Source organism: Phenylobacterium sp. (assembly GCF_035309685.1).
Taxonomy (GTDB): domain Bacteria; phylum Pseudomonadota; class Alphaproteobacteria; order Caulobacterales; family Caulobacteraceae; genus Phenylobacterium.
In genome coordinates this window covers 18,499-36,641 of the sequence record NZ_DATGEX010000008.1, presented here as the reverse complement: position 1 = coordinate 36,641, position 18,143 = coordinate 18,499, and the positions used below count along the sequence as shown (strand labels likewise).

General features: G+C 68.7%; 20 protein-coding genes. 9 read left to right on the top strand and 11 right to left on the bottom strand.

Going from position 1 to position 18,143, the window contains the following annotated elements; genetic code table 11:
• Window positions 1–57: 57 nt before the first annotated feature.
• The 6 genes from VKQ35_RS01855 to VKQ35_RS01830 all read left to right on the top strand — a co-directional run bounded on the left by VKQ35_RS01855 (window position 58) and on the right by VKQ35_RS01830 (window position 5,766).
• Entirely contained in the window at window positions 58–846 is a 789-nt protein-coding gene (locus tag VKQ35_RS01855; RefSeq protein WP_324358346.1) for a hypothetical protein, read from the top strand.
• Window positions 847–914: 68 nt separating this feature from the next.
• Complete coding sequence (locus tag VKQ35_RS01850) at window positions 915–2,111, top strand: acetyl-CoA C-acetyltransferase (protein WP_324358345.1); 1,197 nt, start codon at window positions 915–917, stop codon at window positions 2,109–2,111.
• Window positions 2,112–2,113: 2 nt separating this feature from the next.
• The gene (locus tag VKQ35_RS01845; RefSeq protein WP_324358344.1) at window positions 2,114–3,262 is read left to right on the top strand and encodes an acyl-CoA dehydrogenase family protein; all 1,149 of its coding nucleotides are present in this window, start codon (window positions 2,114–2,116) and stop codon (window positions 3,260–3,262) included.
• Complete coding sequence (locus tag VKQ35_RS01840) at window positions 3,263–3,523, top strand: DUF3253 domain-containing protein (protein WP_324358343.1); 261 nt, start codon at window positions 3,263–3,265, stop codon at window positions 3,521–3,523.
• Between the two features lie 46 nt (window positions 3,524–3,569).
• On the top strand, window positions 3,570–4,607 hold the full coding sequence (locus VKQ35_RS01835) for an alpha/beta fold hydrolase (protein WP_324358342.1): 1,038 nt from the start codon (window positions 3,570–3,572) through the stop codon (window positions 4,605–4,607).
• A 79-nt stretch (window positions 4,608–4,686) separates the two neighbouring features.
• The gene (locus tag VKQ35_RS01830) at window positions 4,687–5,766 is read left to right on the top strand and encodes a Glu/Leu/Phe/Val dehydrogenase (protein WP_324358341.1); all 1,080 of its coding nucleotides are present in this window, start codon (window positions 4,687–4,689) and stop codon (window positions 5,764–5,766) included.
• Here the strand turns inward: VKQ35_RS01830 and VKQ35_RS01825 are convergent.
• The 8 genes from VKQ35_RS01825 to VKQ35_RS01790 all read right to left on the bottom strand — a co-directional run bounded on the left by VKQ35_RS01825 (window position 5,729) and on the right by VKQ35_RS01790 (window position 11,966).
• Complete coding sequence (locus VKQ35_RS01825; protein ID WP_324358340.1) at window positions 5,729–6,271, bottom strand: hypothetical protein; 543 nt, start codon at window positions 6,269–6,271, stop codon at window positions 5,729–5,731. The two genes, VKQ35_RS01830 and VKQ35_RS01825, sit on opposite strands and share 38 nt — an antisense overlap.
• Entirely contained in the window at window positions 6,249–6,533 is a 285-nt protein-coding gene (locus VKQ35_RS01820) for a hypothetical protein (protein ID WP_324358339.1), read from the bottom strand. The genes VKQ35_RS01825 and VKQ35_RS01820 overlap by 23 nt, the downstream gene beginning before the upstream one ends.
• Window positions 6,530–6,715 (bottom strand): hypothetical protein, encoded by a 186-nt coding sequence (locus tag VKQ35_RS01815; protein WP_324358338.1) that lies wholly within the window; start codon window positions 6,713–6,715, stop codon window positions 6,530–6,532. Before VKQ35_RS01815 ends, VKQ35_RS01820 begins: the two co-directional genes overlap by 4 nt.
• 59 nt (window positions 6,716–6,774) lie before the next feature.
• Window positions 6,775–8,214, bottom strand: coding sequence for a radical SAM protein (locus VKQ35_RS01810; protein ID WP_324358337.1), 1,440 nt, complete (start codon window positions 8,212–8,214; stop codon window positions 6,775–6,777).
• On the bottom strand, window positions 8,108–8,890 hold the full coding sequence (locus VKQ35_RS01805) for a prolipoprotein diacylglyceryl transferase family protein (RefSeq protein WP_324358336.1): 783 nt from the start codon (window positions 8,888–8,890) through the stop codon (window positions 8,108–8,110). Before VKQ35_RS01805 ends, VKQ35_RS01810 begins: the two co-directional genes overlap by 107 nt.
• A 4-nt stretch (window positions 8,891–8,894) precedes the next feature.
• Complete coding sequence (locus VKQ35_RS01800; protein WP_324358335.1) at window positions 8,895–10,220, bottom strand: MFS transporter; 1,326 nt, start codon at window positions 10,218–10,220, stop codon at window positions 8,895–8,897.
• A 54-nt stretch (window positions 10,221–10,274) separates the two neighbouring features.
• The gene (locus VKQ35_RS01795) at window positions 10,275–10,889 is read right to left on the bottom strand and encodes a DUF6134 family protein (protein WP_324358334.1); all 615 of its coding nucleotides are present in this window, start codon (window positions 10,887–10,889) and stop codon (window positions 10,275–10,277) included.
• A gap of 363 nt (window positions 10,890–11,252) precedes the next feature.
• Complete coding sequence (locus VKQ35_RS01790) at window positions 11,253–11,966, bottom strand: glutathione S-transferase family protein (protein WP_324358333.1); 714 nt, start codon at window positions 11,964–11,966, stop codon at window positions 11,253–11,255.
• A gap of 153 nt (window positions 11,967–12,119) precedes the next feature.
• Here VKQ35_RS01790 and VKQ35_RS01785 point away from each other — a divergent pair, with 153 nt between their 5' ends.
• On the top strand, window positions 12,120–13,169 hold the full coding sequence (locus VKQ35_RS01785) for a class I SAM-dependent methyltransferase (RefSeq protein WP_324358332.1): 1,050 nt from the start codon (window positions 12,120–12,122) through the stop codon (window positions 13,167–13,169).
• Between the two features lie 123 nt (window positions 13,170–13,292).
• Window positions 13,293–13,559 (top strand): hypothetical protein, encoded by a 267-nt coding sequence (locus VKQ35_RS01780; protein ID WP_324358331.1) that lies wholly within the window; start codon window positions 13,293–13,295, stop codon window positions 13,557–13,559.
• Between the two features lie 297 nt (window positions 13,560–13,856).
• On the opposite strand, the gene VKQ35_RS01775 is transcribed toward VKQ35_RS01780, so the two are convergent.
• Together VKQ35_RS01775 and VKQ35_RS01770 are read right to left on the bottom strand one after the other, a co-directional pair.
• The gene (locus VKQ35_RS01775) at window positions 13,857–14,516 is read right to left on the bottom strand and encodes a TetR/AcrR family transcriptional regulator (RefSeq protein ID WP_324358330.1); all 660 of its coding nucleotides are present in this window, start codon (window positions 14,514–14,516) and stop codon (window positions 13,857–13,859) included.
• Between the two features lie 7 nt (window positions 14,517–14,523).
• Complete coding sequence (locus VKQ35_RS01770) at window positions 14,524–15,702, bottom strand: VWA domain-containing protein (RefSeq protein ID WP_324358329.1); 1,179 nt, start codon at window positions 15,700–15,702, stop codon at window positions 14,524–14,526.
• Between the two features lie 260 nt (window positions 15,703–15,962).
• Between VKQ35_RS01770 and VKQ35_RS01765 the strand changes: the two genes are divergently transcribed.
• On the top strand, window positions 15,963–17,270 hold the full coding sequence (locus VKQ35_RS01765) for a serine aminopeptidase domain-containing protein (protein ID WP_324358328.1): 1,308 nt from the start codon (window positions 15,963–15,965) through the stop codon (window positions 17,268–17,270).
• A 97-nt stretch (window positions 17,271–17,367) separates the two neighbouring features.
• Here the strand turns inward: VKQ35_RS01765 and VKQ35_RS01760 are convergent, their stop codons facing one another.
• Complete coding sequence (locus tag VKQ35_RS01760) at window positions 17,368–17,931, bottom strand: TetR/AcrR family transcriptional regulator (RefSeq protein ID WP_324358327.1); 564 nt, start codon at window positions 17,929–17,931, stop codon at window positions 17,368–17,370.
• Window positions 17,932–18,143: the final 212 nt, after the last annotated feature.

The window sequence follows — 18,143 nt, the reverse complement described above, 5'->3', positions numbered from 1 at the left end:
GTTCACAGTCTGTTCTAGGTGAGCTAAGGGAAGCTTCTCAAAGCATGGAGGTAGGGAATGGGGAAGGGTTTGCTCGAACGGCTTGGGTTGCGGCGCAAGCCGCCGCTAGCCCTCTTTGAGTTCAGGGAGAGAGTGATCGAGGAAGTGCTGCGCATGCGGCCAGACCTTGAGATCGAGCGGGTCGGCGAGGCGGGGATGAAGACGATCGGTGGCGGCGAAGGCAACGTTGGTCGTGGGTACGCCTACTATCTCGAGAATCCGCAACAGATGGATCTCGTCATCCGACAACTCGCGGACTTGGCTGTCTATGAGCCTGCGGCCGCGACGCCAGAGAGCCTCATCGTGCTGACTCGGCCAGAATCGTTTCAGGTGGGAGAGAGAGGCAGCGATGACCGCGGACTTGCGCATGATATCGCTGCGGGGCTGATCGCTGTCGTGGCGGTTGATCAACCCGCAGGCTTCAGAATGGCGACGGCCTGCGAACTGCGCGACGAGCTCGGAATGGACGAAGACGCCATCTGGCGGCGGGCCTTCGAGAATCTCCGCGCTCGAATCGATCCCGTGCCGCCAAAAATGGAGCGGGGAAAGGTGACCACGCTTAAGACCGGGACTGGTTTGGCCGCGAGCGTTCTTGCGGTCGAGGAGTTCTGGCGACATCCCCATTTCGCGTCGGAAGGGGACCTCGTCGTCTGCCCCATCGAGCGCGACCAAGTTGTCGTCGCCAGGTTCGGTGACAGTGAACTTATCCAACTACTGAGAAGACTGGCCGCCGGCTATCGGACGTCCGATTTCCTGTGTGACCGCTTGCTGCTCCGGCGTAATGGCGCCTGGGAAGAGTTCGAGTGATCGGCTTGGACGCCGTCGCGGGAGGCGCGCTATAGGGACGTCCAGCTTAGGACCACAGGACCGACCCCATGAAACGCGCCGCCATCGTCTCCCCCATCCGCACCGGTGTGGGCAAATACCTGGGCGCGCTCAGCGACATCACCGCCGGCGACCTGGGCGCGGTGGTGCTGAGGGCGCTGGTGGAGCGGACCGGGATCGATCCGGGCAAGATCGACGACGTGATCTTCGCCCAGGGCTATGCGTCGGGCGAGGCGCCCTGCATCGCACGCTGGTCGGCGCTGGCGGCGGGCCTGCCGATCGAGGTGCCCGGCTACCAGCTCGACCGCCGCTGCGGCTCGGGCCTGCAGGCGGTGGTCGACGCGGCGATGATGGTGCAGACCGGCGTCGCCGACGTGGTCGTGGCCGGCGGCGTCGAGAGCATGAGCAACACCGAGTACTACACCAACGATATGCGTAAAGGCGCCCGGATGGGCTCGGTCACCCTGCACGACCGACTGGCGCGCGGCCGGGTGATGAGCCAGCCCATCGAGCGCTTCGGGGTGATCAGCGGCATGATCGAGACCGCCGACAACCTGGCCCGCGACTATCAGATCAGTCGCGAAGCGTCGGACGAATACGCCGCCGAGAGCCACAAGCGCGCCGCCGCCGCCTGGGCCGCCGGCAAGTTCGACGACGAGGTGGTGCCGGTCTCGGTGCCGCAGAAGAAGGGCGATCCCATCATCTTCCGCATGGACGAAGGCGTCCGCGCCGACGCCACCGCCGAGAGCCTGGGCAAGCTGCGTCCTATCGAGAAGGACGGCGTGGTCACCGCCGGCAACGCCAGCCAGCAGAACGACGCGGCCGCCGCCTGCCTGGTGGTCTCCGAGGACAAGCTGGCCGAGCTGAACCTCGACCCGATGGGCTGGTTCGTGAGCTGGGCCGCGGCCGGCTGCGAGCCTTCGCGCATGGGCATCGGCCCGGTCCCGGCTGTGAAGCGGCTCTTCGAACGCACCGGCCTAGGCTGGGACGATATCGACCTCGTCGAGCTCAACGAGGCCTTCGCCCCGCAGGTGCTGGCGGTGCTGAAGGGCTGGGGCTGGGACGAGCGCGACCGGCTGAACGTCAACGGCTCGGGCATCTCGCTCGGCCACCCGATCGGCGCCACCGGCGGCCGCATCCTCGCCAATCTGCTGCGGGAGCTGCAGCGCCGCGACGGCAAGTACGGCCTGGAGACCATGTGCATCGGCGGCGGCCAGGGTATCGCCGCGATCTTCGAGCGCGCCTGACCGTGGCCCTCGATCTTGAAACCCGCGATCAGCTGATCGACACCGTCCGCCGGTTCGTCGCCGAGCGCCTGCGGCCGCTGGAGGCCAAGGTCGCCGAAGACGACGCCATGCCCGACGATCTCCTCGACGAGATGAAGGCGCTCGGCCTCTATGGCCTCTCGATCCCCGAACAGTACGGCGGCCTCGACCTCTCCATGGAGGACGAGTGCCTGGTGGCGGTCGAGCTCGGCCGCACCAGCCCGGCCTTCCGCTCGGCCTTCGGCACCAACGTCGGCATCGGCAGCCAGGGCCTGTGCATGTTCGGCACCGACGCGCAGAAGGAGAAGTACCTGCCCGGCATCGCGTCGGGCGAGATCATCACCTCGTTTGCGCTCACCGAGCCGGAGGCCGGGTCCGACAGCGCCAATGTCCAGACCCGCGCCATCCTCGACGGTGACCACTACGTCCTGAACGGCGCCAAGCGGTTCATCACCAACGCCAACAAGGCCGACCTCTTCACGGTCATGGCGCGAAGCGATCCGGACAAGCCCGGCGCGGGCGGTGTGTCGGCCTTCCTGGTGGAGCGGAACCTGCCGGGCCTCTCCGTCGGCAAGCCCGAAAAGAAGATGGGCCAGCAGGGCGCCCACATCTGCGACGTGATCTTCGACAACGTCCGCGTGCCGGTGGAGAACCGCCTGGGCCGCGAGGGCGAGGGTTTCAAGGTCGCCATGCAGGTGCTGGACCGCGGGCGCCTGCACATCTCGGCGGTCTGCGTCGGCGTCGCCGAGCGGCTGATCAAGGACTGCGTCGAGTACATGGGCGAGCGCAAGCAGTTCGGCCAGGCGCTGTCGAACTTCCAGCTCCTGCAGGGGATGATCGCCGACTCCAAGACCGAGAGTCTGGCGGCCAAGGCGCTCACCATGGAAACCGCCCGCAAGCGCGACGCCGGCCAGTCGGTGACCATGGAAGCGGCCGCGGCCAAGTACTTCGCGTCCGAGATGGTGGGCCGTGTCGCCGACCGCGCGGTGCAGATCTTCGGCGGCGCCGGCTATGTCGCCGACCACGGCATCGAGCGGCTCTACCGCGACGTGCGCATCTTCCGCATCTACGAGGGCACCAGCCAGATCCAGCAGGTGGTCATCGCGCGTGAGACTCTGAAGCGGGGCGGCTGAGTGAGCGCCGAAATCGAGACCGCCATCTTCGATCTCCTCGCCAAGGTCGCCCCGGGCAAGTCCGTTTCGCCGGAGGATGTGGCCCGCGCCGCCGATCCGGAGGGCTGGCGACGTACCCTCGGACACGTCCGCGCCGTCGCCCGCGGACTGGCGCGGCAGGGGAAGCTCGTCATCCTGCGCCACAACAAGCCGGCCGATCCCGACGACTTCAAGGGCGTCTATCGCCTGCGGCTGCCGCTGCCGGACGACGCTGCGACTTGAGGGCGCCTAGAATCCGCCGAAAGGCTCTGGCAGGTCGTTCCACGATATGATCCGCGTCCTCGCCGTCCTTTTCGCCGCCCTGCTGCTGGGCGCCTGCACGCCGCTGATGGTGCAGCAGGCCGGTCAGCCGCCGCTGGGCTTTGGCGGCCCGCGCATCGAGGCCAGCGACATCGTCAGCTTTGACGGCGCCAAGCTCGGCCTCTCTGAGTGGGACGCGACGTCCGGTGAGCCCTGGGCGGTGATCGTCGGCGTGCACGGCATGAACGACTACGCCAACGCTTTCCACATGGCCGCGCCCTGGTGGGCGCAGCAGGGCGTGACCACCATCGCCTACGACCAGCGCGGCTTTGGCCGCTCGCCTGGCCGGGGCGTCTGGGCCGGCGACGACTTGATGACTGAGGACCTGCGCACCGTCTGCGCCCTGGTGCGCCAGAAGTATCCGCACGCCCTTCTGGTCGTGGACGGCGAGAGCCTGGGCGGCGCTGTGGCGGCGGAGGCCTTCGCCTCTGACCGGCCGCCCACCGCCGACCGGCTGATCCTGATGTCGCCGGCGGTCTGGGGCTGGCGCTCGCAGCCGCTGCCCAACAAGACCCTCCTGTGGTTCGCCGCCAACTTCACCGGCCAGAAGGTCTATGAGCCGCCGCGCTGGCTCACCTCCAAGGTCAGCCCGTCGGACAACCGCGACGAACTGATCGCCATGGGGAAGGACCCGCTGATGATCTGGGGCGCGCGGTCGGACACCCTCTACGGCCTGGTCTCGACCATGGATAAGGCGGCCGACGATGTGGGGAAGGCCGGCCTGCCGACGCTCTACCTCTACGGCGCCCACGACCAGATCATCCCGAAGAACGCGGCGTTCAAGGCGGCGGCGCAGCTGAAAGCGACCGATCGCTCGGCCTACTACGCGCACGGCTGGCACCTGATGATGCGCGATCATCAAGGGCCGATGGTGTGGAAGGACGTGCTGAGCTTCATCAAGGATCCGGCCGCGCCGCTGCCGTCCGGCGCGCCGCCGATCCCGACCGCGCCCGGCGGCCGGCAGCATGCGACGAAGGGGCGGGCCCAGGCGGCGGCCGGAGCCTGATCGGGGTTGTTCCGTTAACCGGTCCGGCGTAGAGGCTGGGCCCGCAAATCCTTCCCCCAGAACCAGTGAAGTCCGCGGCATGACCTTGTTCGATTCCCCAGCATTCGAGGGCCACGAAGGCGTCCACGCCTTTTTCGACGAAAAAACCGGCCTCAAATGCATCATCGCGGTGCATTCCACGGCCCGCGGTCCCGCGGCCGGCGGCTGCCGCATGTGGCCGTTCCCCAGCGCCGACGCGGCGCTGGAGGATGCCTTAAGGCTCTCGCGCGCCATGTCCTACAAGAACGCCATGGCCGACCTGGAGCTGGGCGGCGGCAAGGCCGTGATCATCGGCGACAGCCGGACCATGAAGACCCCGGCGCTCTTCGAAGCCTTCGGCCGCGCGGTCGAGGACGTGGGCGGCAAGTACTGGACCGCCGAGGACGTCGGCGTCTCGCCGGCCGACCTGATGCATGCGCGCAAGACCACCCGCTACGTGGCCGGCCTGACCGGCCACGCCGCCGCCTCGGGCGACCCGAGCCCGGTGACCGCCGAGGGCGTGTTCCGGGGGGTGACGCTGGGCGTGCGCCGGGCGCTGAACCGCGACCTCGATGGCGTCACCGTGGCGATCCAGGGCGTCGGCCACGTCGGCGCCTACCTGGCCGAGAAGCTGCACGCCGCCGGCGCCAAGCTGATCATCACCGACGTCAACCAGGACGCGCTCCGCGAAGTCGCCGACAAGACCGGCGCCAAGATCGTTCCGCCGCACGCCATCTTCGACGCCGAGGCCGAGGTCTTCGCCCCCTGCGCGCTGGGCGGCGCCATCAACATCGACACCCTGCCCAAGCTGAAGGCCAAGGTGATCGCCGGCGGCGCCAACAACCAGCTGGCCGAGCCCGAGATCGGCGCGGCGGTCTACGAGCGCGGCATGCTCTACATGCCCGACTATGTGATCAACGGCGGCGGCATCATCAACGTCGCCGGCGAGATCCGCGCGCTGGACCGGGGCGAAGCCTTCGACCCGGCGTGGGTGGAGATGAAGCTCGGCCGCCTGATGGAGACGCTGGCCGAGGTGCTGGACCGCTCCAAGTCCGAACACCGCCCGACCCACGAAGTGGCCAACGAAATGGCCAAGGCGAGGATCAGCCTGGCGGCGGAGCAGAAGAAGGCGGCGGCCTAGGGCGCCACATCCGGTAGGCGCTGATGGCCAGCCACAGGCCGAAGGCCGTCAGCAGGCCGGTCATGAAAACAAAGGGCGCGACCATCAGGCCATAGAAGCTGTCGCGACCGCCCCGCGCCAAGGTCTGGATCGCGACCGCCAACAGCCAGAGGCTGGCGGCGGCCCCAACGACCGCAAGGACGCCACCGAGCGCCAGGCCGATCGCGCCGGCCAACGGCTCGTGCTGGCCGCCGGTCGGGGCGCCAGACGCATTTAGGCGTCGGCCCCATCGCAGGATCAGAAAGCCCGCCACCATCGGGATCCCACCAAAGATGGCGAGGGCGATCACGGTCGTGACCAAGCCGCCAAGCGAGTCCAGTCCTCCAGACTGACCAGGCTGGAACAGATAGGCGATCTGGGCCCAGCCCACGCCCGCGGTGCAAAGGCCCGACAGCCCCAGCATCAGTCCGCCCACCAGCATCACCGCGTAGGCGGCGAAGCGCTCAATCGGGTCGCGGTCCGCCATCGTCCTGTCCCACTGTCTCTGGCGGCCGCCGCATCCGCCGCCCGGCCCAGACGCAGCCCGCCCCGAAGCCCAGCGTGATGATCGCCGGCATGAAGTCCTCGAGGGCCACGTGCCCCTCGTGATCGCCGACGCCGACGATTGAGAAGAAGCCGACCGCCAGGGTGCAGAGCCCGCCCAGCACCACCGAAAGCCAGCCGATGGCCAACAGCGCGCCGCCGAAGAATACCAGCACCGGGTCGGATTTGCCGGTCGGCTTGGTCATTTCGGATCGGCCGGAGGCGCTGCGCTGCTGCGCCGCATGAGCCAGCGCCCAGCGAACCAAAGCGCCAAGCCGGGGATGACGACCAGCACCTGGATCCAGGCGTCGTTGGATGGTCTGAATTCAGCGCCCGGGCTCGTCGTCGCCATATAGCAGGCGCAAAGGCCCGCGTAGGCGATCAGCATGATTGCGACAGCCTGCAGGGCGCCGCCGACGAACAGTCCGAGGGCTGATCCGGTTCTGTTCATAGTCCCTGGCCCTTCCGCAACGCCTGCGCCCCCGCCGCACCCGGCCGGTAGAAGGTGTTGAAGGTGTCGAAGGGGATGATCCGCCCGTCCGGCTGGACGAAATGCACGCAGGAGCGCTTCACCGTGCCCAGGTCGAAGTTGAAACGGTCGAGGAACTGGCTGACCACCACGCGGAAGGTGTTCTCGTAGGCGACCTCCTGCGGCACCACCGCCTCGGGCAGGCAGCAGAGCAGGCCGGCCAGCTTGTCGGTGGTGTCGGCCTGGGCGGTCGAGAGCGAGAGCAGGTTGAACACCGCCTTCTGCAGATCCGGATAGGCCTCGAAGGTCACGGTGTTGGGCGCGGCGGCCACGAACAGCTCGCGCGGCAGCATGGCGGTGATCGGCTGCACCTCGCGCCCGTTCCGCAGGCCATAGCCGATGCAGATCTGGTCGGGGTTGCAGGGGAGCGGGATCAGGTCCTCCAGCGCGAAGACGCCCGCCTGCGCGATCGCGCGCCGCACCTCGGTGAGCACGATCCGGTGCGCCTTGGGGTCGAAGCCGTCGTTGCGCCCGGCGTCCTGGATCGGCTGGAAGGTCACCCCGCGCACGCAGCGCCATTCCAGGGCGTGGCGCACGATGTCGGCGATCTCGCCGTCGTTGACGCCCTTCTTCAGAGTCACCACCAGGGTGGTGGAGATGTTGTTGCGCTCCAGCGCTTCCAGCGCCTGCTGGCGCACCGAGGTGAGGTCCGCGCCCCGCAGGTCCATCAGCGCCTCGCGCTTCAGGCTGTCGAACTGCAGGTAGACCTCGAACCGCGGCATATAGGCGGCCAGCCGCTCGGCGAAGCCGGGCTCGCGAGCGATTCTGAGGCCGTTGGTGTTGATCATCAGATGGCGCACCGGTCGGGCCTTGGCGGCGTCGAGAATCTCGAAGAATTGCGGATGGATGGTGGGCTCGCCGCCGCTGATCTGCACCAGGTCCGGCTCGCCTTCGGAGGCGACCAGCACGTCCAGCATGGCCTCGATCTCGGCGAGCGGCCGATGCGCCGCGCGCTTCACCGAGGAGTCGGCGAAACAGACCGGGCAGGAGAGGTTGCAGGCCTCGTTGACCTCGATGATCGCCAGGCATGAGTGCTGCTCGTGGTCGGGGCAGAGGCCGCAATCCCAAGGGCAGCCGTGCTCGGTGCGGGTCTGGACGCCGAGCGGCCGGTCGCCGGGCTTCAGCCAGTCCTTCTGGGCCTTCCAGTAGCCGAGGTCGTCGCTGATCAGGGTCTTCTGCACCCCGTGTTCGCGGCAGCGCTTCAGATAGAAGACGTCGCCGCCCTCGGAGATGATCTTGGCTGGAACCAGGCTAAGGCAGGTTTCGCAGAGGCTCGTGGTCTGACCTTGGAACAGATAGGGCGCGACCTTGCGCTGCCCGCTCTCGCCTAAGGTCGCCGAGCCAGTAGAGCCATCCATAGGCGACCAGTCCCCCGCACAGAACGTGGAAGAGGTTAAACGGCCCGATCAGCGGCGGATAGGGCTTGAGGAACTCCCAGGCGAAGCGCTGGACCCCGTACCAGAGGCACATGGCGTAGAAGCCGCGCCGCATCGCCCAGGGCGCGCGGACCTTCAGGCCCCAGAGATAGGCGGCGAGGAACAGCGCCATGGCCCCGCTCTCGTAAAGCTCCACCGGGTGTCGGCCGACCCCGTCGCCCAGGTCGACGGCCCAGGGCAGGCGTGTGCGCGTCCCGTAGGTCCCGTCCGGCAGGCCCGCGAACAGGCAGCCGAACCGGCCGACGACCACGCCCAGCGAGAACGAGCCCACGAACACGCCGCCGGTCGAGCCGGCGATCCCGCGCAGGCGTTTGTAGGCCTCCACGCCGACGATCGCGCCGACCAGGGCGCCGACCACGCTGTGGCTCAGCGCCGGATGGCTGTCGCGCAGGGTGTTGAGCGATCCGGCCAGCCAGGCGCCGGGGATCGCGCCGAGCGCCAGAGCGGCGAAATAGCCGCCGTCCACGCGGCGCGCCACCTCCCGAGCCACGTCCTTCAGCCGCCAGCGATAGAGGACGAACGACAACGCCCCGCCGCTCGCCCAGGCCGCCAGGTCGAAGGCGGTGTGCGTCCAGGCCGCGGTGGGAACCTGGATCACGCGCCTAGAGCGCCGCCAGCCGCGCGGTGCGGGGCTCCTTCACCGCGGCGATGAGCAGGATCAGGCCCGCCGCCAGCATGCCGATGGAGGCGCCGAAGACCGCGCCGTAGCCGAAGAGGTCGGCCATCCAGCCGCCGATCAGGGGGCCGGCCGTGGCGGTGATGCTCTCGGCGGTGGCCGAGACGGCGATGCGCATCGGCAGGTCGTCGCGGTGGCCGAACTCCAGGATCATGGTCTGGGCGGCCATCATGTAGCCGGCCTGCGCCGCGCCCAGGCCGAAGAACGACACGAAGATCGCCGGGCCCACATGGATCTCCAGCAGCAGCACGGTGGCCGCGATCCACAGCGCGATCGAGAACAGCAGCACCAGGCGGAAGCCGGTCCGGTCGCCCAGGTTGCCCCAGACCAGGTTTGAGAGCGTGTCGGCCCCCAGGAACGCCAGCGACAGGTTGCCTAGCAGGCCGCCCGTTAGGTGCATCTGGTGGCCCACGTAGAGGATGTAGAACGGCGTCGCGATCCGCGCCGAGGTGGCCAGCATCTGGACCAGCAGGAAACAGGCGTAGCTGCGGTCCTGGCCGATCAGGGCCGGCGCGTCGCGCAGCCGGTCGCGGAACCGCGCCTGCTGGCGCGTGGTCGGCGGCTCCGGCTCGCGCAGCAGCATCTGCAGGGCTGAAAGCCCCAGGCTGGTCAGGATGAAGGCGAAGACGAAGGTGGTCGAATAGCCGTTCCCGAACAGGTTCGGCCCGATGAAGTATTTGCCCGCCACCCAGGCCAGGATCGCGGCGATGAAGCCCCCCGTGGCGTTGCGCCAGGCTTGCAGGCGACCGCGCCGGCTGGTCGGGATCACCTTGGCGATCAAGAGGCCGAACACCACCCGCTGGGCGCCCATGAACAGGCCGAACATGCCGATGAAGAACAGCATGGCGATCAGCAGCGGCTGGCCTTTCAGGAACCAGCCGGAGAGCGCCATGCAGAGGATCGCGACCCGGCCCAGTCCCCCCATCCACATGGCCGCCGGCATCACCTTCTTGCGGTGCTCCACCTGCGAGCCCGCGAAGATCGGGGCGATGACGCCGCCGAGCTGCTGTAGCGCCAGCGCCAGACCCACGATGACATTGGAGCCCGAGATCATGTGGATGTAGGCCGGCAGGAAGGTGGGCGCGTTCACCAGCCGAAAGCCGGTCATGCCCAGCATGCCGTGCAGGTAGTTGCCGAGGTAGTTGCGCCTCAGATTGTCCCAGACGAACTTCTCATAGGCCGCCTCGCGCGCAGCGAGGTCCGGCTCGCCTGCAACCTCGTCGGTGGGTTCGATCTCTGCGTCCAAAGCCACGCCGGTCTAACAGAGTCCCCTGGGCCTGCGAAAGGGGCCGGCGGGCAGGGCTGCCTAGACCCGCCGGTATTCGACCTTCGAGCCGTCGTCGAGCTTGCCGGTGAGCGAGGTCCAGGTTCCGGCGGCGTCGTAGAAGTCGTCGATCTCGGTCTCGCCGCGGATGGTCACGTGGTCGGGCGAAACCTTGGCCACCTTGACCTTGAGGATCTTGCCGGTCTGCGGGTTGAACAGGGGCGCGCCGGAGAAGATCTGCTCGTTCCAGTGGTTCATCGGATTGGTGTCGGCGCTGAAGGTGGCCTTGCCGTAGTTGCAGTCGACGTGGATCGCGCCGCCGGCCCGCTCGGCCATCACCTTCTCGTCCTTGCCGTTGGTGGTGGTCGAGGTCTCCAGCGAGGCGAAGACGCCGCCGGCGTGCTTTTCCAGCGCGTGGTGGTGATACTTGAACACCGGCACCGGCCCGATCTTGACCGTCATCACCGCGTCGGTGGTGGCGGTGAGGTTGGCCTCGTCGCCGGCGAAGGCCACGTGATGCTCGCCGATCTTGGCGCCGTTGCGGAACACCGCGAAGGTCAGGTTCCTGGGCGCGGCGAGCGCCAGCCGGGGGGCCAAAGGCAGGATCAGGCCGCCGGCCAGCATGGCGCGGCGGGACAGCACGGAAAACTCAGGCATCGAGGACCCCTTGGGCGGCGCGGTTGCGCCGGACTTGCCAGGACTACGAAACCCGATTGAAGACGGATGCGCTAGTGGGCGGCTTGACGCGCGACCGGCGCCTAGTGCCCGGGCCGGGGCTCGACGATCCGCGCGGGGCGCGAGGGCGCCGCGGCTTTGCCGTCGGAACTTCGCCCATGCTGCGGCGAAGGGGCGGACTTGGGGAAACTGAAGTTCACGAAGCGGTCTTGCTGCTGGAAGCCCTGCGTCATCGTCGCACCTCCCGCGGTGATCTTTGACCTGCGCGCTAAAATGCCTCACCGCCGCCGTGGAAGCGACCGGGGCGCGGCGCACGTCTGCGTGAAGACGCGCCGTCAAGGCAGCTCAGGCCGTCGCGGGCTCCGCCTTGGCCGGGACCGGGTAGAAGCGCTGCATCATCCGCTGGCTGAAGGCGACGAGGTTGGGATGCTTCAGGAGCGCGTCGCGCACCGGGGTGTCGAAGTGCGGGGTGAGCACCGCGCTCAGGCCCGCGAACAGGGTCGCGTCGGCGCCGCCCATCGTCTCGCCGGCGAGATAGGGTCCGTCGCCCAGCAGCTCCGCCAGCGAGGCGAAGGAGCGTCCGGCCAGGTGGGCGACCTCGCCCAGCGAATGGCGGCCGAAGCCCTGACCATGAAGCACCTCGAGCACGCGGCCGCGCGCGGCCTCGAGCACCTCGGGTGGCGCGTCGCCGAAGAAGATCGCCGGGCCCTTGTCGAAGTTCTCCTTCACGGCCCAGCGCGCGTAGACCGTGGCCCAGTACAGATGGTCCTCGACGACCTTCTCGACGGCCCAGGCCTGCGCCCGCTGGCGCGCGTCGAGACCGGCGTCGAGATCGACGCCGTACTTGCGTTCCAGATGCTCGCGGATGAACACCGAGTCGCCGATCCGCACGCCGTTGTCCTCGATGAACGGCAGCTTGCCCTTGGGCGCCTCGGGCGGGCGCGACTTGTCGGTGCGGAAGGCCAGCCCCGACATCTTCAGCTGCACCGCCGTCTTGACCACGAAGGGGCTGGGGTCGGGCAGGCCCCACAGGGGACCGAAGCAATAGAGGACGATCATGGCGAGGCCTTCCGTGGCGGGTGACGGGGCCATCCTCGGCGGGGCCTGCTGTCAGCCTGATGTCAGCAATGGACAGCCGGCCGGGGCGATTGCCCCGCCCACGCCAATCGCCTAACGCTCGAAACCGGCGCTGAGCGAGCGCGAGGGGAGTGGATGGCGTTTCGGGATCTTCTGCGGGGCGGCAGGGCGGCCGCGGCGCACGCGCCCGGCGCGGCGCCGGCCTGGGCGCGGCCGCTGTTCGCGGGCGGCCTTAAGCCTCTGCTGGCCCGCGACGACGGCCGGGTGCTGGTCTGGGCGATCGACGACCCGGGCGCGGCGGGGACCATCACCGACCAGTTCACCGCCAACGCCGAGGAGTACCACCGCCGCTACGCCGCCAGCGACCACTTCGAGCGCCTGTTCCGTCAGGGCATCGAGGCGAGCGGGATCGCGGTCGCCCCGGCGCCGCTGATCCTCGACCTGGGGAGCGGCTCGGGCGTCAACTCCATCGTGCCCTGCCTGCGGCTGTTCCCGGGCGCGCGGATGGTGGCGACCGACCTCTCGGGCGAGCTCCTGGCCATGCTCGCCGGCTACGCGCTGGACAGCGGGGCTTCGGGATCGGTGACCTGCGTGCGGATGGACGCCATGGGCGAGGCGGTGACGCCGGGCGCCTTCGACCTCGTCACCGGCGCCTCGATCCTGCACCACCTCACCGTCCCCGAACAGGGCCTGGCGGCGGCCGCCCGGGCGCTGAAGCCCGGGGGCCACGCGATCTTCTTCGAGCCCTTCCACGGCTGGGCGATCATGCGGCTGGCGTTCCAGTGGATCCTGGCCGAGGCGGACCTACGCGGCCAGCCGCTGGACCCGGCGGCGGACGCGGTGCTGCGGGCGACCATCGTCGACGTGGCGGCGCGCAGCGATCCCGATCCCGACGCCGCCGGCTTCGCCGCCCTGGACGACAAGTGGCTGTTCTCCCGCACGCGGATCGAAGAGGCGGCCCGCGCCGCCGGCTTCGGCGAGGCGCGGTTCAAGCCGCACGGCGGCAAGCCGACGATCTATCGCGAGATGGCCGCGGTGCAGCTGCGCCTGGGCTCCGGCCGCGACGACCTGACCCTGCCGGCCTGGGCCGACGACATCCTGGCCACCTTCGACGACGCGCTGACCCGCGACGCCAAGCTGGAGCTGATGATGGAAGGGACCATCGTGCTGACGAAGGCCGCCTGACCAAGCTTGACCGTCACCGCGCGGACCCAACCGCGCCACGATTGAGCCACACAACCGCGTTCACCATGGCCCGCCTGAGGGCCGGGGAATCGAAGCGCGATGCGGGGGCTGGCGTTACTCGCTGTGGGACTGATCTGTGCGGGCTGCGGGCAGGTGGCCGACGCGCAGGGCCAGCTCGTCGAGACCCTGAAGATCAGGGACGCCACCAGCGACTATGAAAAGGCGCGCGCCCCGCTCGACCGCTGCGTGAAGGCCAAGCTGGTGGCCGCGGCCTACGCCGACGCGCGGAACACCGGCGAATCCCAGGCCTGGGAGGCGCGCGAGCATGAGGATTGCCGGGCCGCCGCGGCGGCTGCCGGCGTCAAGCTGCCCGTGTCGGTGAAGCGCTAGGCGTCGGCAAAGCGGAAGAAAGAGGAACCACGGAAAACACGGAAAGAGCACGGAAAGAAGAAGGCTCAACCACGGACGGACACAGACGCACACGGACGCGCTTCAGCGGTTGCGAGCGCAGCTCGCCTTCTCATCATAGTCAGAGCCTATCGGAAGATGGCCTTCGGCCCTTCGAGCGGCAGGACGCGTCCGTGTGCGTTTGTGTGGGTCCGTGGTTCTTCTTCTTCTTCTTTCCGTGCTCTTTCCGTGTTTTCCGTGGTTCAAATTCTTGATTGCGGCTCGCGCGGCGAGAGGGCGCTACGCCGCCAAGAACCCCGCCTCGGCGAAGTCCAGCATGCGGTCGAGCAGGCCGGCGACGTCGCCCTCGCGGGTCAGGCCGCCGGAGAGGTGGTGCAGGCGGTCGAACTCCACGAAGCGGTTGTTGTGGACCATGCCGAGCACGAAGTGCAGCCGCCAGTAGACGGTCTCGGGCGAGAGCTCCGGCCGGGCGGTCTTCAGCGCCTCGGCGAAGCGGGCCAGGTGGCTGACGTCGTTTTGCAGGGCGTCGCGCATCTCGGCCGTGCCCTCCGACCGCGCGCGGATGATGAACTGCACGCTGATCCGCCGGTCGTGGGCCGGGTCGGCCCAGCGCAGCGGCGGGGCGAACAGGGCGGCCAGGATCTCGCGCACCGGGGGCTTGCCGCCGTGCCGGTCGTTGGCCTCGTGCAGCATGCGGGCGCGCTCGCGGTTCAGCTCGCCGGTGCGGCGGCGGAAGATCTCGAACAGCAGGGCGTCCTTGGAGCCGAAGTGATAGTTCACGCTCGCCAGGTTGACCCCGGCCTCGGCGGTGATGTCGCGCACCGAGACGTTCTGGAAGCCGTGCAGGGCGAACAGCCGCTCGGCGGCGTTGAACACCGCGGCCTTGGTGGCGGCGTGCGCCTCTTCTGTCTCGGGCGCTTCGTGGGTGACGTCGGTCATGGCCGGCCTAGCGGGCGAGCTCCTTCATGGCCTTCTCCAGGCCCGACAGGGTCAGCGGGAACATCCGGTCGCCGACCAGCTGTTTGATGAGGCCGACCGACGGCGTGTAGTCCCAGTGCCGCTCGGCGGTCGGGTTCAGCCAGATCATGTGGTCGAAGATGTTCGAGACCCGGTCCATCCAGACCGCGCCCGCCTCCTCGTTCCAGTGCTCCACCGAGCCGCCCGGATAGGTGATCTCGTAGGGGCTCATGGTCGCGTCGCCCACGAAGATGACTTTGTAGTCGTGCGGGAACTTGTGGAGGATGTCCCAGGTGTTCAGCTTCTCGGCGTGACGGCGGCGGTTGTCCTTCCACACGCTCTCGTAGAGGCAGTTGTGGAAGTAGTAGAACTCCATGTTCTTGAACTCGGAGCGGGCCGCGCTGAACAGCTCCTCGCAGACCTTGATGTGCGAATCCATCGAGCCGCCGATGTCGAAGAAGATCAGCACGCTGATCTTGTTGCGGCGCTCGGCGCGCATCTGGATGTCGAGGTAGCCCTTCTCGGCGGTGCCCTTGATGGTGCCGCCCATGTCGAGTTCGTCGGGATGGCCCTCGCGGACCCATTTGCGCAGGCGGCGCAGCGCCACCTTGATGTTGCGGGTGCCAAGCTCGACGGAGTCGTCGAGGTTCTTGTATTCGCGCTTGTCCCAGACCTTGATCGCCTTGCCGTGGCGGCCCTTGTCCTGGCCGACGCGGATGCCCTCGGGGTGGTAGCCGTTGGCGCCGAACGGCGAGTTGGCGCCGCCGTTGCCGGGGCCCTTGCCGTCCTTGTCCTGGGCTTCCTTCTGCTCCTTGGCGCGCTGGGCCAGCGCCTCCATCAGCGCCTCGAAGCCGCCCATGGCCTCGATCTGCGCCTTCTCTTCTTCGGTCAGGAACTGGTCGGAGAGCCGCTTCAGCCACTCGGCCGGGATGTCGACGGCCACGTCGTCGCCCATCCGCTCCAGGCCCTTGAAGACGTGGGAAAAGACCTGGTCGAACTTGTCGATGTTCTTCTCGTCCTTCACCAGGGCGGCGCGGGAGAGGTAGTAGAAATCGTCCACCGAACGGTCGATGACCTGCTTATCCAGGCCCTCCATCAGCATCAGGTATTCCTTCAGCGTCACCGGCACCTTGGCCTGGCGAAGCTCGGTGAAGAAACGCATGAACATGCGGCGGGACCTTGCGCGACGAACGTCTGTTTGAACGCGGAGGATGCGGCCTTGGGTCCGCGATGTCCAGCTTAGCTCTGCACCGGGGCGAAGCGTCGCGGCGGGCGGAAATGTCGGCCTTGGCGTGGGACGAACGTCTTTGAGGCGCCATGCCCCGCGCGCGCCCTGACACTTCGACTTACCTCGAATTAACGGGCCGCTGCGGGCTGCTATCGCTAGGCCTGGGCGGCGGGAGGGCCGCTGCCGTTTGGAGGGTTTTCATGCGTTGGACCGCCGTTGCCGTCGTCGGGTTGGCCCTGAGCGTCGCTGTCCTGGCCGGCGCCGCGCGGGCGCAGGAGGCTTGCGCCAACGGGGCCTGGCGGGCGCCCGACGGGCGGGTCGCGGCGCTGGCCACCGCGCCGCCGGGCGCCCCGGCCGGGGACCCGCAGCGCTACAACCTGATCGACGGGCGGGCGGGAAAGCTGGGCGCGGCGGACGCGCCGGTGGTCTGCGAGGGCGGCGTGCTCAAAGACCGCGGCAAGGACGGTGTCGGGGGCGGCGCCTGGACCCGGATCCCGCTGCGCGCCACGCCGACCGACTTCATCGGCCACGGCGGCGTCCGCCTGCACGGTCTGCTGCTGGAGCCGGTCCGGTCCGCCGGAAAGCCGCCGGCGGTGGTGCTGGTCCATGGCTCGGAGGCGACCTCGCCGATCCTGCGCTTCTACCAGGTGATGTTCGCCGGCCAGGGGGTCGCGGCCTTCGCCTACGACAAGCGCGGCACCGGCCAGTCGCAGGGCGTCTACACCCAGGACTTCGACGTGCTGGCCGACGACGCGGCGGCGGCGGTGGAGGAGGTGCGCCGGCTTGCCAAGGGCCGGATCGGCCGCATCGGCCTGGAGGGCGGCAGCCAGGGCGGCTGGATCGCGCCGGCCGCGGCGGCGAAGGCGCGCGCCGACTTCGTGGAGGTCGCCTTCGGCATGGTCGCAACGCCCATCGAGCAGGACGTCTGGCAGGTGGACTACGAGCTGAAGGCGCGGGGTTTTTCGCCCGACATCCTGCCCAAGGTCCATGCGGTGACCGACGCGACCGCCGCCGTCGCCCGCGCCGATTTCGCGGGCCATCTCGACGGCCTGCAGGCGGTCCGCGAGCGCTACGGCGCGGAGCCCTGGTTCTCGAAGATCTCGGGCCAGTATTCCGGCGAGATACTGTCGGGCAAGCTGGTCCCCGGTCCGGCGCTCGACCGCAAGGAGCTGGACGACTGGCTCGCCGCCCATGTGCCCTGGGACTACGACTCCGAGGCCGTCTTGAAGCGGCTGAAGGCGCCGCAGCTCTGGGTGATGGCGCAGGACGATTCCGTGGCGGTGAGCGCGCCCTCGATCGCGCGTCTCAAGAAGCTCCGGCAGGCCGGCGCCGACATCGACATCCGCGTCTTCCCGCACGCCGACCACGGCATCCGGCTCTACACCGCCGACGCCGAGGGCCAGCATCACGCCACGCCCAACATGGCCGACGGCTATCTCAAGCTGCTGGCCGACTGGGCCAAGGGCGTCCGCGCGCCGCCCTACGGGGAGTCTTTCGCCGCGCCCTGAGCCGCGCGTCTTTTGGGGAGTCGGCCTTCCGGAAACGGGGACGCCGATGGCCGCCAACCGCTACCGCGGGCTCTACGTCGGCTCCTGCGCCAGGGGCCTAGCGGCGCCTGTAAGCCCGCAGGAACGCGCGGACGCCGCGGGAGGCCTCGCGGTCGAGGTCGGCCTCGCTGAGGTCGGCAATGGCGTTGCAGAGGCGGCCCTTGAAGGTCGGAGCCTGGACGAGGCCCAGCAGATGTTGCGCCGCGCCCAGCGCGTCGCCCTCCAGATCGAGCGCGCCGTCGGCCTCCAGCTCGGCCAGGAATGCCGCCAGGCGGGCCGTTCCGCGCACGGGCCCGGCGTTATAGAAAATCGCGCCGATCTCCGGCGAACGCTCGGCCTCGCCGACCACCACGCGGAAGTTGCGCACCGTCGTCTCGTCGACCACAAAGGCCAGGAAGGAGCGGGCGATGCGATGGACCGCCTCGTCGGGCGTCTCGCCCGGCTTCACCGCGAAGACCTCGTCCTGCTGCCAGACGCAGCGCCGCTCAACATAGGCGGCGAACAGGTCGTCCTTGCTCTTGAAGTAGTTGTAGAGCGTGCCCTTCGACCCGCCGAGCCGTGCGGCGATGGTCGACATCGAGGCGCTGGCGAAGCCTTCCTCGAGAAAAACCTCCGTCGCCACGTCGAGGATGCGCTCCCGTCGCGCGTCTCTATCCAAACGCGGACGTTCCGGACGGGGTGTCTCGCGCCCGGGGGCATCCAGTTTTGCTATGGCCGTCTGCATGTTTTTTCTCAACCGTACAGTATGGTCAGTCTTGACGCGCCACGCTGGCGCTCGCTATATCGTCTCGCACAATATATGACCGTACTGTACGGTATGACAAGAGTCCGCCA

Bases quoted from the DNA above. Each gene is read 5' to 3' on its own strand.
- VKQ35_RS01825 (WP_324358340.1), bottom strand. From the start codon at position 6,271: ATGGCGGACCGCGACCCGATTGAGCGCTTCGCCGCCTACGCGGTGATG.
- VKQ35_RS01855 (WP_324358346.1), top strand. From the start codon at position 58: ATGGGGAAGGGTTTGCTCGAACGGCTTGGGTTGCGGCGCAAGCCGCCG.
- VKQ35_RS01830 (WP_324358341.1), top strand. From the start codon at position 4,687: ATGACCTTGTTCGATTCCCCAGCATTCGAGGGCCACGAAGGCGTCCAC.
- VKQ35_RS01785 (WP_324358332.1), top strand. From the start codon at position 12,120: ATGGCGTTTCGGGATCTTCTGCGGGGCGGCAGGGCGGCCGCGGCGCAC.
- VKQ35_RS01815 (WP_324358338.1), bottom strand. From the start codon at position 6,715: ATGCTGATCGCCTACGCGGGCCTTTGCGCCTGCTATATGGCGACGACG.
- VKQ35_RS01795 (WP_324358334.1), bottom strand. From the start codon at position 10,889: ATGCCTGAGTTTTCCGTGCTGTCCCGCCGCGCCATGCTGGCCGGCGGC.
- VKQ35_RS01810 (WP_324358337.1), bottom strand. From the start codon at position 8,214: ATGGATGGCTCTACTGGCTCGGCGACCTTAGGCGAGAGCGGGCAGCGC.
- VKQ35_RS01850 (WP_324358345.1), top strand. From the start codon at position 915: ATGAAACGCGCCGCCATCGTCTCCCCCATCCGCACCGGTGTGGGCAAA.
- VKQ35_RS01790 (WP_324358333.1), bottom strand. From the start codon at position 11,966: ATGATCGTCCTCTATTGCTTCGGTCCCCTGTGGGGCCTGCCCGACCCC.
- VKQ35_RS01835 (WP_324358342.1), top strand. From the start codon at position 3,570: ATGATCCGCGTCCTCGCCGTCCTTTTCGCCGCCCTGCTGCTGGGCGCC.
- VKQ35_RS01820 (WP_324358339.1), bottom strand. From the start codon at position 6,533: ATGACCAAGCCGACCGGCAAATCCGACCCGGTGCTGGTATTCTTCGGC.
- VKQ35_RS01770 (WP_324358329.1), bottom strand. From the start codon at position 15,702: ATGTTCATGCGTTTCTTCACCGAGCTTCGCCAGGCCAAGGTGCCGGTG.
- VKQ35_RS01765 (WP_324358328.1), top strand. From the start codon at position 15,963: ATGCGTTGGACCGCCGTTGCCGTCGTCGGGTTGGCCCTGAGCGTCGCT.
- VKQ35_RS01775 (WP_324358330.1), bottom strand. From the start codon at position 14,516: ATGACCGACGTCACCCACGAAGCGCCCGAGACAGAAGAGGCGCACGCC.